The 17,017-nt window shown below is 72.4% G+C and carries 4 protein-coding genes; 3 read left to right on the top strand and 1 reads right to left on the bottom strand.

Annotated elements, in window-relative coordinates:
• Positions 1-52: 52 nt before the first annotated feature.
• Positions 53-1,270, bottom strand: a complete 1,218-nt coding sequence (locus ACFXOZ_RS18820) for an alpha/beta hydrolase family protein (protein ID WP_380591532.1) — start codon at positions 1,268-1,270, stop codon at positions 53-55.
• 111 nt (positions 1,271-1,381) lie between these two features.
• Between ACFXOZ_RS18820 and ACFXOZ_RS18825 the strand changes: the two genes are divergently transcribed.
• From ACFXOZ_RS18825 to ACFXOZ_RS18835, 3 genes are all read left to right on the top strand, one after another.
• Positions 1,382-2,053, top strand: coding sequence for a TetR-like C-terminal domain-containing protein (locus tag ACFXOZ_RS18825; protein ID WP_380591534.1), 672 nt, complete (start codon positions 1,382-1,384; stop codon positions 2,051-2,053).
• A 169-nt stretch (positions 2,054-2,222) separates the two neighbouring features.
• The gene (locus tag ACFXOZ_RS18830) at positions 2,223-2,816 is read left to right on the top strand and encodes a fasciclin domain-containing protein (RefSeq protein ID WP_380525681.1); all 594 of its coding nucleotides are present in this window, start codon (positions 2,223-2,225) and stop codon (positions 2,814-2,816) included.
• A 323-nt stretch (positions 2,817-3,139) separates the two neighbouring features.
• Entirely contained in the window at positions 3,140-16,909 is a 13,770-nt protein-coding gene (locus tag ACFXOZ_RS18835; protein ID WP_380591536.1) for a hypothetical protein, read from the top strand.
• The last annotated feature ends 108 nt before the right edge of the window (positions 16,910-17,017 follow it).

The following is a 17,017-nucleotide window of genomic DNA, read 5'->3' on the forward strand; positions in this document are numbered from 1 at the left end:
ATCAGTCTCGATCCTCAAGCTGACTTGAGGTCAAGAGCGGGGTGCGACGGGGTCAGGCCGTGCCGCCGGGGGCCGGGGCGAAGGTGGTGTCGAGCCAGTCGAAGGCGACCTGCTGGAAGCGCGCCATGGCGCCCATGTGGCAGTGCTCGCCCGCGCCTTCGGACTCGGGGAGGGTGATCAGGGTGTGCGGGCAGGTCAGGGCGGCCGCGACCCGCTGGGGCTCGCCGCGGAAGAACTGGTCGTCCTCGGCATCCAGGACGAGGGTGGGGCAGGCGATGAGCGGGGCCACGCCGTCGAGGGTGTAGGCGGCAGTCCGGCGGATGTAGTCCGAGGCGGAGCTCGCGCCGAAGGCCCACACGCCGTTGCGCAGCGCCCAGCGCAGCTGGGTGACCGCCTGCATCATCAGGCCGAGCACCGGGTCGGCGAGGTCGTCGCGCCCGCTCTCGACCCAGTCCAGGAGGAACGGCGGCATGACCCGGGTGTGGGCGTTGTGGTAGTCGTACAGGCCGTCGTCCAGGACGAGGGCGGCCAGCCGGTGTTCGAAAGCGGCGGCGCGGGCGGTGAGGTAGCCGCCGAGGCTGTAGCCGAACAGGGCGATCCGGTCGGGGGCGATCTCCGGGCGGGTGAGGGCGTAGTCGACCACCGGGGTGACCACGGCCTCCCAGTCGGGGCGGAAGGTGAGCCCCTGCTCGCGCAGTGCGGCGCCCTGGCCGGGGCCGTCGTAGGCCAGCACGTTGTAGCCGCGGCGCAGTGCGGCCGCGCCGATGACGAAGTAGGCCTCCTCCAGGGTGGAGTCGAAGCCGCTGGTGAAGACGACGGTCGGGCGGGGGAGGCCGGAGTCGTCGACCAGGAAGAGGTACCCGGGGAGGGTGGTGTCCTGGTAGGGGATGCGCACGGCCTCGACGGGGTGGTCCAGCAGTCCGGCGGCGGTGGCGAAGGTCTCGCGGGAGAGCGCGGAGAGGGTCTTGACCTCGGGGTCGTGGGCGGGGTCGTCGCGGCGGTAGAACTCGGCGGTGCGGTAGTAGTTCGAGGCGCGCAGCAGGGCCTCGCGGGCGCTGACCCGGTGGCCGGCGGCGAGGGCGCCGGTGCCGATGGCGTGGACGCGCTGCGCGGTCCGCTTCCACTCGCGCAGCCAGGCCTCCTCGTCGCCCGCGGCGACGTTGCGGAGGGTGGTCAGGACCTCGCCCAGGTCGGCGCCGCCGTCGTTGGCGAAGCCGGCCGCGCGCAGGGCCTCGAAGGAGAAGGACTCGTCGTCGTACAGGAACTGCATGGTGCACCCCAGACCGCTTGTCGAGACGGAACGGTTTCGTCTCGTCTTCGAGTCGACGATAGACCTCGCCCAGTCGAGACGCAACCGTTCCGCCTCGTGTAGGTTCGGGGTATGCCCAGCACCCCCGCGCCCCCGCCCCCGCCCTCGACCCCCGCCCCCGCCGCGGCCCCCGGCCGCGCCCCTGCCCCTGGCCGCGCCCCCGCACGCAGGCTGCCCGGCGGGCCCGTCCTCCAGGACTCGGTGACCGAGGCCATCGCCGAAGCGTTCTTCGAGGAGCTCGCCGTAGTCGGCTACGCCCGGCTCTCCCTGGAGGCGGTGGCCAAGCGCGCCGGCGCGGGCAAGGCGGCCATCTACCGCCGCTGGGCCTCCAAGCTGGAGATGACCGTCGACCTGGTCTCCGCCGTCGCCGTCGCCGAGTCCGGACCTGCCGACACCGGAACCCTGCGCGGCGACGTCCTGGCCTTCGTCACCGAGGTCGCCGACGCGCTCAACCAGCGGCTCCCCGCGCGGATCATCCCCGACCTGCTCGCCGAGGCCGGCCGCACCCCCGAACTGGCCCAGGCCCTGCTCACCAACGTCCGCGACGCGCGTCGCGGCAGGGCCACCCAGCTCCTGGAACGGGCGGTCGACCGCGGCGAGCTCCCCGCCGACGTGGACCGCGAGATCGCCCTCGACCTCCTGGTCGGCCCGCTCTACTGGCGCCTCGCCGTCGTCCACACCCAGACCGCCCCCGACCACCTCGACCGGCTCACCGACAAGCTGCTTGCGGCCTTCCGCGCCTGACTGGGCGCGGCGCGGCGTGGCGCGGGCCGCCCGCACGACGGCGGACGGGTGACGGGCGGGGCGGTACGGGCCCGACCTCCCGTCAGGCGGCCCGGCGTGGTGCCACTATCTGGGGCGTATCGGCGCATCCGGCGCGATTCGACCGGTTCCCCCAAGGAGGAGCTCCGCAATGAGCCGTCGCACCCACCGCCCCGCCATGCTCGTGGCCCTGGCGTTCGTCCTCGCCCCGCTCGCCGGCTGCAGCGGCGCCGGCGTCAGCGGCGCGGGCCCGGTGGCCGTCGCGCCCCCGCCGCCGGAGAAGGCCTTCGGTCAGGCGTGCGCCGCGCTGCCCGGCCAGGGTGCCGGCAGCCTGGAGGCGATGGGCGGCACGCCCGTCCTGACCGCGATCGACCAGACCAAGGACCTCTCCCAGCTGTCCACGCTGGTGAAGACCGCCAAGGCCAAGGACATCTTCGACTCGATGGAGAACGTCACGGTCTTCGCCCCGAACGACGCCGCCTTCGCCAAGCTGACGGAGGACCAGAAGAAGGCCCTCGGCACCCAGCAGGGCGCCGGCGACCTGGTCCGCAAGCTCATCGTCGTCCGCGACCTGCGCAAGGACGACCTCCAGGACAAGCAGTACAACTCGCTGCAGGGCGCCGTCATCAAGGCCAGTGGCAGCGGCGAGGACTACCGCATCGGCGGGGCCCAGGTGCTCTGCGGCAGCATCAAGACGGCCAACGCCCGGCTGGCGATCCTGGACACGGTGCCGGCCTTCGGCTGACACCCCTCTCCCGTGGCGGGCCGGTCCCCTGGACCGGCCCGCCTTGCGTTTCCGCTCCCGTCCGGCTCCTCTCCGCTGCCCGTTGTCCTGCCGTCGTCCGCCCGTCGTCCGCCCGTCGTCCGGCCGCTGCGCCGAACGATGTCCGGCGCTGGGCCGAAAGCGGGCATTCCGGCACGAAAATTCGATGACACGATGTCAGGTCATCCGTACCGGGCGTTGACCTCGGCAATTCTCTTGCCCACGCACGCGGGCATTCGCGTGACGGTCCTGTTGTCCGCCCACCCACGTCGTCGTGGGTGGGCGGTCGCGAGAGGAGACGCCGGATGGCTCCGGTGAGGTCGTTGCTCGGCGGTCGGTTCTCGACGGCCATGCGTGGTGTGCTCGCGCTGCTCTGCCTGCTGCCCCAGGGCGGACTGGCGCTGGCCGCCGCCCCGCCCGCGTACGCGCCCCAGGAGCCGTCCGAGGAGCAGCGGGCGCTGGTGGCGTGCACGCCGACCGGCACCTTCACCAACTGCACCCGGTTCACCTACAGCGGCGGCGACCAGACCTTCACCGTGCCGGCCGGTGTCACCAGCGTCTACGCGCGGCTCTGGGGCGGTGGTGGCGGCGGCTCGCCGAGCGCCTACTACACCGGTCAGTTCGGCGGCGGTGGCGGCGGCTACACCACCGGCACCATCGCCGTGACGCCCGGTCAGAGCCTGACCGTCACCTCCGGTCAGGGCGGTCTGATGAACCGGACCACCGCGGTGTACGGCGGCGGCGGTCCCGGCGGCCGGGGCGGGGCCGGCGGAGGCCTGGCGACGGGCGCCAGCGGCGGCGGCATGAGCGCCGTGTGGAACGGCACCTACGGCGGCACCCCGCTGCTGATCGCCGGTGGGGGCGGCGGCTCCTCGCCGGGCGCCGACACCGGCACCCCCGCAGGCGGCGGCGGTGGCGGCACCACCGGCGGCCAGGACAACCGCCCGGCGAGCTCCGGCCGTGGCGGCACCCAGAGCGCCGGCGGCGCGGCCGCCACCCAGACCAGCTGCGGCAGCGCCACGGCGGGCAGCCGCTTCCTCGGCGGCAGCGGTGCGCCCAACAACAACGAGGGCGGCGGCGGTGGCGGCGGCGGCCTGTACGGCGGTGGTGGCGGCGCCTGCCAGGGCCCGAGCTCCCTGGAGCTCAACGGCATGGGCGGTGGCGGCTCCGGCTACACCGGCGGCACCGGCGTGACCAACGCGCAGACCACCGCCGGCGCCAACAGCGCCGCCAACGGCCAGGGCGGCCTGGCCGCAGGACGCAGCGACGCGCTCTACGGCTCCGGCATCGGCAACGGCGGCGGCACCGCCAACGGCGGCAACGGCGAGGTCACCCTGGAGTGGGTGACGCAGACCGGCCTGTCCATCAGGAAGACGGCCGCCCCGACCACCTACGTCCCGGGCCGGACCCTCACCTACACCGTCGTGGTCAGCAACGCCGGCCCGGCACCCGCCGTCGGCGCGGCGGTCCGGGACGCGCTGCCCGCCGCGCTGTCCGGGTTCACCTGGACCTGTGCGGCCGGCTCCGCGAGCAGCGGCTGCGGCGACGCGAGCGGCACGGGCAGCATCGACACGACGGCGACGGTCGCGGTGAACGACTCCGTGACGTACACGGTGACCGGCACGGTCCCGTCCGGGACCACCGGCACCCTGTCGAACACCGCGACGGTGACCCGCCCCAGCGCCACGACGGACCCGAACTGCGGACCGACCTGCTCCAGCTCCGTCGACACCCCGGGCCGGGTGACCACCGGACTGTCGGTGACCAAGACGCCCGACAAGAACCCGTACGTGCCCGGGCAGCCGCTGACCTACACCATCGTGGTGAAGAACGCCGGCCCCTCGGACGCCGTCGGCACCTCGGTCGCGGACAAGCTGCCCAACGCGATCCAGGGCTTCACCTGGAGGTGCACGGCCTCCAGCGGCAGTAGCTGTGGTGCCACCGCGTCCGGCACGGGCGACATCAACACGACGGTGAACATCCTGGCGGGCGGCCAGGTGAGCTACACGCTCACCGGCACGGTGCCGTCGGACGCGAACGGCTCACTGGACAACCGCGCCACGGTCACCCCGCCCACCGGCGCCACCGACCCGAACTGCTCACCGAAGTGCACCAGCACCGCCAACCCCATCCCGCCGGGCAACCAGGCGAACCTGGTCGTCTCCAAGACCCTGCTGACCAGTCCGGTGGTGCCGGGCCAGCAGGTCAAGTGGCAGGTGAAGGTCACCAACAACGGGCCCTCCCGGGCCCGCAACGTCGTCGTGACCGACCAGGTCCCGGCCGGGGTCACCGGGGCTGCCATGGTCAACGACCAGGACGGCAGCGCCTGCCCGGTCGCCAACGGCACGGCCACGTGCCCCGCCGTCGAGATCCCGGTCAACGGCACCGCCAGCTGGACGCTCAGCGGCACGCTCGACCCCAACGCCACCACCACGCCGACCAACTCCGCCGTCGTCACCGGCGGCCCCGACCCGTCGGCGTCCTCGCGCACCGCGGTCGCCTCGCCGACCGCGACGCCCACGCCGCAGGCCGGCCTGACCATCTCGAAGACGCTGCTGACCAGCCCGGTGGTGCCCGGGCAGCAGATCCAGTGGCGGGTGACGGTCGCCAACAGCGGCCCGTCACGGGCGCGGAACGTGGTCGTGACCGACCAGGTGCCGGCCGGGGTGAGCGGCGCTTCGATGAAGGCCGACGCGGACGGGACCGCCTGCTCGATCAGTGGTGGTGTCGCGACCTGCCCGGCGGTGGAGATCCCGGCGGGCTCGTCCGCGAGCTGGACACTGAGCGGCACGCTCTCGCCCGATGCGACGACGACCCCGACGAACACGGCGGTGGTGACGGGCGGTCCCGACCCGTCGGCGACCGCCCGTACGGCGGTGGCCTCGCCGAGCGCCCTGCCGACGCCGCAGGCCAACCTGATCGTCTCCAAGTCCCTGCTGACCAGCCCGGTGGTGCCCGGGCAGCAGATCCAGTGGCGGGTGACCGTCACCAACAACGGCCCGTCGCGGGCGCGGAACGTGGTCGTGACCGACCAGGTGCCGGCCGGGGTGAGCGGCGCTTCGATGAAGGCCGACGTGGACGGGACCGCCTGCTCGATCAGCGGTGGTGTCGCGACGTGTCCGGCGGTGGAGATCCCGGCGGGCTCGTCCGCGAGCTGGACGCTCAGCGGCTCGCTCGACCCCAACGCCACCACCACGCCGACGAACACGGTGACGGTGACGGGCGGGCCCGACCCGTCGGCCTCGACCCGCACCGCCGTGGCCTCGCCGACCGCCGCGCCCACGCCGCAGGCGGGCCTCAAGGTCTCCAAGTCGCTGGTGACCAGCCCGGTGGTGCCCGGCCAGCAGATCCAGTGGCAGATCAACGTCTTCAACTCCGGTCCGTCGCGGGCCCGGAACGTGGTGGTCGCCGACCAGATCCCGGCCGGGGTCAACAACGCCACCATGACCGGACCGAACGGCACCACCTGCCCGATCGCCAACGGCGTCGCCACCTGCCCGGCGGTCGAGATCCCGGCCGGCCAGGCGCTGAACTGGACGCTCACAGGGACGCTGGACCCGAACGCCACGGCGACGCCGACGAACACGGTGACGGTGACGGGCGGTCCCGATCCGACGGCTGCCACGCACACGGCGGTGGCGTCCCCGTCCAACTCGCCTTCGCCGCAGGCGAACCTGGCCGTCTCGAAGGTGCTGCTGACGAGCCCAGTGGTGCCGGGGCAGCAGGTGCAGTGGCAGGTGTCGGTGACCAACAACGGGCCTGCGCGGGCGCGGAATGTGGTGGTGACGGATCAGGTGCCGGCTGGGGTGAGCGGTGCGTCGATGGCGGGTTCGGACGGTTCCACCTGTGCGATCAGTGGTGGTGTGGCGACGTGTCCGGCGGTGGAGATTCCGGCCGGGCAGACGATGACGTGGACACTCTCCGGGACGCTGGACCCGAACGCCACGGCGACGCCTTCGAACACGGTGACGGTGACGGGTGGTCCGGATCCGACGGCTGCCACGCACACGGCGGTGGCGTCTCCGTCCAACTCGCCTTCGCCGCAGGCCAATCTGACCGTGTCGAAGGTGCTGCTCACGAATCCGGTGGTGCCCGGTCAGCAGGTGCAGTGGCGGGTGTCGGTCACGAACAACGGTCCGTCGAGGGCCCGGAACGTGGTGGTGACGGACCAGGTGCCGTCCGGTGTCGCCAATGCCTCGATGCGGGCCGATGCGAGTGGGGCTGCCTGCCCGATCAGTGGTGGTGTGGCGACGTGTCCGGCGGTGGAGATTCCGGCCGGGCAGACGATGACCTGGACGTTGACGGGAACGCTCGCCTCCGATGCGACGGCGACGCCTTCGAACACGGTGACGGTCACGGGTGGTCCGGATCCGACGGCGTCCACGCACACGGCGGTGGCGTCTCCGTCCAACTCGCCTTCGCCGCAGGCCAATCTGACCGTGTCGAAGGTGCTGCTCACGAATCCGGTGGTGCCGGGCCAGCAGATCCAGTGGCAGGTGACGGTCACGAACAACGGTCCGTCGCGGGCGCGGAACGTGGTGGTGACGGATCAGGTGCCGGCTGGGGTGAGCGGTGCGTCGATGGCGGGCTCGGACGGTTCCACCTGTGCGATCAGTGGTGGTGTGGCGACGTGTCCGGCGGTGGAGATCCCGGCCGGGCAGACGATGACGTGGACACTCTCCGGGACGCTGGACCCGAACGCGACCACCACGCCGACCAACTCCGTGACGGTGACCGGCGGTCCTGACCCGACGGCGTCCAGCCACACGGCCGTGGCCTCGCCGACCTCGTCGCCCACACCGCAGGCCGGGCTGAGCATCGGCAAGGTGCTGCTGACGAACCCGGTGGTGCCGGGCCAGCAGATCCAGTGGCAGGTGACGGTCACCAACAACGGGCCCTCGCGCGCCCGGAACGTCGTCGTCACCGACCAGGTACCGGCGAGCGTCAACGGCGCGTCGATGACGGCAGACGCCGACGGCGCCAACTGCCCCGTCAGCAGCGGGGTTGCGACCTGCCCCGCTGTGGAGATCCCGGCCGGGCAGGCCCTCACCTGGACGCTCACCGGCACGCTCTCGCCCGACGCGACGACCACCCCGACGAACACGGCGGTCGTCACCGGCGGCCCCGACCCGGCGGCCACGGCCCGTACGGCGGTCGCCTCGCCGAGCTCCTCGCCGACGCCGCAGGCCAAGCTCGTCGTCTCGAAGGCGTTGCTCACCGATCCGGTGGTGCCGGGCCAGCAGGTGCAGTGGCGGGTGACGGTCACGAACAACGGGCCTTCGCGGGCTCGGAACGTCGTGGTCACGGATGCGGTGCCGGCGGGTGTGAACGACCCGAGCATGGTGGCCTCCGACGGGACCGCCTGCCCGATCGCGAACGGGACGGCGACGTGTCCGGCGGTGGAGATCCCTGCGGGCTCGTCCGCGACCTGGACGTTGACGGGCACGCTGGCGCCGGATGCGACCGTGACGCCGACGAACACGGCGGTGGTGACGGGCGGTCCTGATCCGACGGCGACCGCGCACACCGCTGTCGCTTCGCCGACCTCGACGCCTTCGCCTCAGGCGAAGCTCGTCGTCTCGAAGGTGCTGCTCACGGATCCTGTGGTTCCGGGTCAGCAGGTGCAGTGGCGGGTGTCGGTCACGAACAACGGTCCTTCGCGGGCGCGGAACGTGGTGGTGACGGATCAGGTGCCGTCGGGGGTGAGCGGTGCTTCGATGACGGGTTCGGACGGTTCCACCTGCCCGATCGCCAGCGGTGTCGCGACGTGTCCCGCGGTGGAGATCCCGGCCGGGCAGACGATGACGTGGACGCTCTCCGGCACGCTGGATGCGAACGCGACGACCACGCCGACCAACACGGCGGTCGTCACGGGCGGTCCTGACCCGACGGCGACCGCGCACACCGCCGTCGCCTCGCCGAGCACGTCGCCCTCGCCTCGTGCGAACCTCACCGTCTCGAAGTCGCTGCTGACGAACCCGGTGGTGCCGGGTCAGCAGGTGCAGTGGCAGGTGAGCGTCACGAACAACGGTCCTTCGCGGGCGCGGAACGTGGTGGTGACCGATCAGGTGCCGTCCGGGGTGAACGGTGCCTCGATGAAGGCGGATGCTGACGGCTCCACCTGCCCGATCGCCAGCGGTGTCGCGACGTGTCCCGCAGTGGAGATCCCGGCCGGCCAGACGATGACCTGGACACTCTCCGGCACGCTGGACCCGAACGCGACTGCGACCCCCGGCAATACGGTGACGGTGACGGGTGGCCCGGACCCGACGGCGTCCACGCACACAGCGGTGGCGTCTCCGTCCAACTCGCCTTCCCCGCAGGCGAATCTGACCGTGTCGAAGTCGCTGCTGACGAACCCGGTGGTGCCCGGTCAGCAGATCCAGTGGCAGGTGTCGGTGACCAACAACGGGCCGTCGCGGGCTCGGAACGTCGTGGTCACGGATACGGTGCCGTCCGGGGTGAACGACGCCTCGATGCGGGCCGACGCCGGTGGGGTCGCCTGCCCGATCAGTGGTGGTGTGGCGACGTGTCCCGCGGTGGAGATTCCGGCAGGGCAGACGATGACCTGGACGTTGACGGGAACGCTCGCCTCCGATGCGACGGCGACGCCGTCGAACACCGTGACGGTCACGGGTGGTCCGGACCCGACTGCCGCCACGCACACGGCGGTGGCTTCGCCGTCGAACTCGCCGTTGCCGCAGGCGAATCTGTCGGTGTCGAAGGTGCTGCTGACGAACCCGGTGGTGCCGGGTCAGCAGATCCAGTGGCAGGTGAGCGTCACCAACAACGGGCCTTCGCGGGCGCGCAATGTGGTGGTGACCGATCGGGTGCCGGTTGGGGTGAGCGGTGCCTCGATGACGGGTTCGGACGGTTCCACCTGCCCGGTCGCCAGCGGTGTCGCGACGTGTCCGGCGGTGGAGATCCCGGCCGGCCAGACGATGACGTGGACACTCTCCGGGACGCTGGACCCGAACGCGACCACCACGCCGACCAACTCCGTGACGGTGACCGGCGGTCCCGACCCGACGACGACCAGCCACACGGCGGTCGCCTCGCCGACTTCGTCGCCGACCCCGCAGGCCGGGCTGAGTATCGGCAAGGTGCTGCTGACGAACCCGGTCGTGCCGGGCCAGCAGATCCAGTGGCGGGTGAGCGTGACCAACAGCGGTCCCTCGCGGGCCCGGAACGTCGTGGTGACGGACCAGGTTCCGACCAGTGTCAACGGCGCGTCGATGACGGCGGACGCCGACGGTTCCACCTGTCCGATCGCCAATGGTGTGGCGACGTGTCCGGCGGTGGAGATTCCGGCGGGGCAGACGGCGACCTGGACCCTCAGCGGCACCCTCGACCCCAACGCGACGTCGACGCCGGGCAATACGGCAGTGGTGACGGGCGGCCCCGACCCGAGCGCGACGGCGCACACGGCCGTGGCCTCGCCTTCGAACTCGCCGTCGCCGCAGGCGAATCTGTCGGTCTCGAAGGTGCTGCTCACCGATCCGGTGGTCCCGGGCCAGCAGATCCAGTGGCGGGTGACGGTCACGAACAACGGGCCGTCGCGGGCGCGGAACGTCGTGGTCACGGATGCGGTGCCGGCGGGTGTGAACGACCCGAGCATGGTCGCCTCCGACGGGACCACCTGCCCGATCGCCAACGGGACCGCGACCTGCCCGGCGGTGGAGATCCCCGCGGGCTCGTCCGCGACCTGGACCCTGACCGGGACGCTGGCGCCGGACGCGACCGTGACGCCGACGAACACGGCGGTGGTGACGGGTGGTCCGGATCCGACGGCGACCGCGCACACGGCGGTGGCGTCTCCCTCGAACTCGCCCGCGCAGCAGGCGAGGCTGACGGTGTCGAAGGTGTTGCTCACCGACCCGGTGGTGCCGGGCCAGCAGGTGCAGTGGCGGGTGAGCGTGACCAACAACGGGCCTTCGCGGGCGCGGAACGTGGTGGTGACGGATCAGGTCCCGTCCGGGGTGAACAGTGCGTCGATGAAGGCGGATGCCGACGGTTCCATCTGCCAGATTGCCAATGGTGTGGCTACGTGTCCGGCGGTGGAGATCCCGGTCGGGCAGACGGCGACCTGGACGCTGTCCGGCACGCTCGATGCGAATGCGACCAGCACGCCGACGAACACGGCCGTGGTCACCGGCGGTCCCGACCCCTCGGCCACGGCGCACACGGTGGTGGCTTCGCCGTCGAACTCGCCCTCGCCGCAGGCGAAGCTGACCGTGTCGAAGGTGCTGCTGACGAACCCGGTGGTGCCGGGTCAGCAGATCCAGTGGCGGGTGTCGGTCACGAACAACGGGCCTTCGCGTGCGCGGAACGTGGTGGTGACGGATCAGGTCCCGTCCGGGGTGAACAGTGCCTCGATGGCGGCGGATGTTGACGGTTCCACCTGTCCGATCGCCAATGGTGTGGCCACGTGCCCGGCGGTGGAGATCCCGGTCGGGCAGACGGCGACCTGGACGCTGACGGGCACGCTGGCGCAGGATGCCACGCTGACGCCGGGCAACACGGTGACCGTGACGGGTGGTCCGGACCCGAGTACGCCGACCCACACGGCGGTGGCGTCTCCGTCGAACTCGCCCTTGCCGCAGGCGAATCTGGTGGTCTCGAAGGTGCTGGTCACTGACCCGGTGGTGCCGGGCCAGCAGATCCAGTGGCGGGTGAGCGTGACGAACAACGGCCCTTCGCGGGCTCGGAACGTGGTCGTCACCGACCGGATCCCCGACAGGGTGCTGAACGGGTCGATGAGTGCGCAGGACGGTACGGCGTGCCCGATCGCGAGCGGGACGGCGGCCTGTCCGGCGGTGGAGATCCCGGCCGGGCAGACGCTGACCTGGACGCTCACCGGGACCCTCAGCCCGGACGCGACGGTGACCCCGACCAACACGGCGACCGTGACCGGTGGTCCGGATCCGACGGCTGCCACCCACACGGCGGTGGCGTCTCCTTCCAACTCGCCTGTACCGCAGGCGAATCTGGCGGTGTCGAAGGTGCTGCTGACCAACCCGGTGGTGCCCGGGCAGCAGATCCAGTGGCGGGTGACGGTGACCAACAACGGTCCCTCGCGGGCCCGGAACGTCGTGGTCACGGACCGGGTACCGGACGGTGTCAGCGGTGCGGGCATGACCGCCGCCGACGGGACCGTCTGCCCGATCACGAACGGGACGGCCGCCTGCCCGGCGATCGAGCTGGAGGTCGGCCAGTCGCAGACGTACACGCTGAGCGGCACGCTCATGCAGGACGCGACCGTGACGCCGACGAACACGGCGGTGGTGACAGGTGGTCCCGACCCCTCGGCCACGGCGCACACGGCGGTGGCTTCTCCCTCGAACTCGCCCTCGCCGCAAGCGAAGCTGACCGTGTCGAAGGTGCTGCTGACGAACCCGGTCGTGCCGGGGGAGCAGATCCAGTGGCGCGTTTCGGTGACCAACAACGGTCCTTCGCGGGCCCGGAACGTGGTCGTCAGTGACCGGATCCCGGACGGGGTCTCCGATGCCGTGCTCCAGTCGGACGCCGACGCGAGCCGGTGCCCGATCACCGGCGGGACGGCAGTGTGCCCGGCGATCGAGCTGGAGGTCGGGCAGACCGCCTCGTACACGCTGACCGGGAGGCTGGCGCCGGACGCGACGGTGACGCCGACGAACACGGCGGTGGTGACGGGTGGTCCCGACCCCTCGGCCACGGCGCACACGGCGGTGGCCTCGCCGTCGAACTCGCCCTCGCCGCAGGCGAACCTGAGCATCGCCAAGGTGCTGGTGACCAACCCGGTCGTCCCCGGGCAGCAGATCCAGTGGCGGGTTTCGGTGACCAACAACGGTCCCTCGCGGGCCCGGAACGTGGTCGTGACCGACACGATCCCGGCCATGGTCAACGCCCCCGGGATGACCTCGGACACGGACGGTTCGACCTGTCCGATCAACAACGGCGTGGCGACCTGCCCCGCCGTCGAGATTCCGGCCGGCTCCACCGTGTCCTACACCGTCACCGGGACGCTCGACCCGGCGGCGACCAGCACCCCGGCGAACGTCGCCGTCGTCACCGGCGGGCCCGATCCGACGGCGACGGCCCACACGGCGACCGCGGAGGCCAGTGAGACGGTCGTGCCGCAGGCCCGCCTGACGGTGTCGAAGGTGCTGCTGACCGACCCGGTGGTGCCCGGACAGCGGATCGAGTGGCGGATCAGCGTGACCAACAACGGGCCGTCCCGGGCCCGGAACGTGGTGGTCAGCGACCGGCTGCCGGACGGCGTCGTCGGCGCCGAGCTGACGCCGGACGCGACGCACGCGGCCTGCCCGGTCTCGGGCGGCGTGGCGACCTGTCCGGCGGTGGAGATCCCGGTCGGCGGGACGGCGACGTACACGGTCGCCGGCACCCTCGCCCAGGACGCGACGACGGTGCCCGGCAACACCGCCGTGGTGACCGGCGGACCGGACCCGAGCGCGACGGCCCACACGGCGGTCGCCTCGCCCACCGGCTCGCCCTCGCCGCAGGCGCGGCTGAGCCTGGCCAAGGTGCTGGTCACCGACCCGGTGGTGCCGGGTGGGACGATCCAGTGGCGGGTGACCGTCACCAACCAGGGGCCGTCCCGGGCCCGGAACGTCGTGGTCACCGACCGGGTCCCGGACGGCGTGACCGGCGCCATGATGGTCTCGGACGAGGACGGTACCCGGTGCGCGATCACCAACGGCGTCGCCGGCTGCCCGGCGATCGAGCTGGAGGTCGGGCAGATGGCCTCGTACACGCTGAGCGGGACGCTCGCTGCCGATGCCGTCGTCACCCCGACGAACACGGCGACGGCCACGGGTGGTCCGGACCCGAGCACGCCGACTCACACGGCGGTCGCCTCGCCCACCAACTCGCCGTCACCGCAGGCGAATCTGTCGGTGTCGAAGGTGCTGGTCACCGACCCGGTGGTGCCGGGTCAGCAGATCCAGTGGCGAGTGACGGTGACCAACCACGGGCCTTCGCGGGCGCGCAATGTGGTGGTGACGGATCGGGTGCCGGCCGGGGTGTCGAATGCGTCGATGGTGGCGCAGGACGGTACGGCGTGCCCGATGGCGAGCGGGACGGCGACGTGTCCGGCGGTGGAGATCCCGGCGGGGCAGACGCTGACCTGGACGCTGTCCGGGACGCTGGATGCCAATGCGACGGTGACGCCGACCAACTCGGTCACCGTGACGGGTGGTCCGGACCCGAGTACGCCGACCCACACGGCGGTGGCTTCGCCGTCGAACTCGCCGTCGCCGCAGGCGAATCTGTCGGTGTCGAAGGTTCTGTTGACGAACCCGGTGGTGCCGGGGCAGCAGATCCAGTGGCGGGTGAGCGTGACGAACAACGGGCCGTCGCGAGCGCGCAACGTCGTCGTGACCGACCAGGTGCCGGCCGGGGTGTCGAACGCGTCCATGGCGGCGCAGGACGGTACTGCCTGCCCGATCGGCAATGGTGTGGCGACGTGTCCGGCAGTGGAGATCCCGGCCGGTGACACGGTGACCTGGACGCTTACCGGGACGCTGGATGCCGATGCCACGGTGACGCCGATCAACTCGGTCACCGTGACGGGTGGTCCGGACCCGAGCACGCCGACCCACACAGCGGTGGCTTCGCCGTCGAACTCGCCGTCGCCCCAGGCGAATCTGTCGGTGTCGAAGGTGTTGCTGACGAACCCGGTGGTGCCGGGTCAGCAGATCCAGTGGCGGGTGAGCGTGACGAACAATGGTCCTTCGCGAGCCCGGAACGTCGTCGTCACCGATCAGGTGCCGGCCGGGGTGTCGAACGCGTCCATGGCGGCGCAGGACGGTACCGCCTGCCCGATCGCGAACGGGACGGCGACCTGCCCGGCCGTCGAGATCCCGGCCGGTGGCACGGTGACCTGGACGCTCACCGGGACACTGGACGCCGACGCCACCGTCACACCGACCAACTCGGTCACTGTCACGGGCGGGCCCGACCCGAGCACGCCCGTGCACATCGCCACCGCCTCGCCCAGCGGCACTCCCGAGCCGCAGGCCCGGCTGTCGGTGTCGAAGGTGCTGCTGACCGACCCGGCGGTTCCGGGCCGGCAGATCCAGTGGCAGGTCAGTGTGACGAACGACGGTCCTTCGCGGGCGCGGAACGTGGTCGTGACCGATCAGGTGCCGGCCGGGGTGCTGAACGCCTCGATGGCGGCGCAGGACGGTACGGCGTGCCCGATCGCGAACGGGACGGCGACCTGCCCGGCCGTCGAGATCCCGGTCGGCGGGCTGCTGACCTGGACCCTGACCGGCACGCTCGACCCCGCCGCCACGGTGACGCCGACCAACACGGCCCTCGTCACCGGCGGCCCGGACCCGAGCACCGTCACCCACACCGCGGTGGCCAGTCCCTCGACCGGGCCGGTGGCCGAGGCACGCCTGTCGGTCGCCAAGGTGCTGGTCACCGACCCGGTGGTGCCCGGTCGGCGGATCGAGTGGCGGGTGACCGTCACCAACCAGGGGCCGTCCGTCGCTCGTGACGTGGTGGTCACCGACCGGGTGCCGGACGGGGTGTTGAACGCGTCGATGACGGCGGACGACGGGACGGTCTGCCCGATCGCGAACGGGACGGCGACCTGTCCGGCCGTCGGGATCGCCGTCGGCGCCACCCGGACCTGGACCCTGACCGGCACGCTGGACGCCGGTGCCACCGTCACGCCGGTCAACACGGCGACCGTGACCGGCGGGCCCGACCCGAGTACGCCGACCCACACGGCGGTCGCCTCGCCGAGTTCCTCGCCGTCGGCGCAGGCCCGGCTGACCGTCGCCAAGGTCCTCGTCACCAACCCGGTGGTGCCCGGGGCGCCGATCGAGTGGCAGGTGACCGTGACCAACGACGGCCCCTCCACAGCGCGCGGTGTCGTGGTGACGGACCGGGTGCCAGCCGGGGTGAGCGGCGCCACGATGACCGGGCCCGGCGGTGCGAGCTGCACCGTCGCGGACGGGACGGCGACCTGCCCGGCGGTGGAGATCCCGGTCGGGCGGACGCTGACCTGGACCCTGCGCGGCACGCTCGACCCGGCCTCGACCGTCACGCCCGCCAACACGGTCACCGTGACCGGTGGGCCCGACCCGGTGACGCCGACGCACACGGCGGTCGCCTCGCCGAGCTCGTCGCCCTCGGGGCAGGCCCGGCTGACCGTCGCCAAGGTGCTGCTGACCTCCCCGGTCGTCGCCGGGCAGCAGATCCGGTGGCGGGTCACCGTGACCAACGACGGGCCCTCGCTGGCCCGCAACGTGGTCGTCACCGACGAGGTGCCCGCCGGCGTGAACGACGCGTCGATGACGGCCGACGCCGACGGGACGCCGTGCCCCGTCGCGAACGGGACGGCGACCTGCCCGGCGGTGGAGATCCCGGTCGGTACGACGCTGTCCTGGACGCTGACCGGCACGTTGGACCCGAACGCCACGGCCGTTCCGGTCAACACGGTGGTGGTGACGGGCGGCCCGGATCCGAGCGCGACCGCGCACACGGCGGTGGCGACGCCGACCGAGCCGATCACGGTCCAGCACGACCTGCTGCTCAGCAAGCAGGCGAGCCCGGCGAACCCGAAGGCCGGTGACACCGTGACGTACACGGTCACCGCGACCAACCGGGCCAGCGGCACGTACCTCGGGGCCGTCGTCACCGACGACCTCTCCGGGGTGCTGGACGGCGCGGTGTACGACGCCGACGCCCGTGCCAGCAGCGGACGGACGGCCTACGCGGCGCCGCGGCTGACCTGGACGCTGGACCTCCTGCCGGGGGCGACGGAGACGCTCACCTACACCGTCACCGTGAAGCCGGACGCGGGCGGCACGGCGCTGGTCAACCGGCTGACCGCCGACGGGTCCAACTGCTCGGGCGGCAACGGGGCCCGCCGGGCGGTGGTGGGCAACTGCTCGACCACCACCACCGTCCGGAACACGCCCAGCCCGAGCCCGACCAGCAAGCCGCCGCTGCCGCCCACCGGGAGCGGGAACCCGTTCGCGGCGCTGCTGGCGACGGTGGTGTTCCTGGTGGTCGGTGGCAGCCTGATCGCGGCCCGCCGCGACCGCCGCTCCCGTCGCTGACCCGCGGTGACCGTCGGGGGGGCCGGTGGGCCCGCCCCCCCGCCGGCCCGGGTGACACCACGGGTGGCCCGGCCGCGAAACCGAGGGAAAACCGCGCCGCGGGGTAGC

Source organism: Kitasatospora sp. NPDC059160 (assembly GCF_042755465.1).
Lineage (GTDB): Bacteria > Actinomycetota > Actinomycetes > Streptomycetales > Streptomycetaceae > Kitasatospora.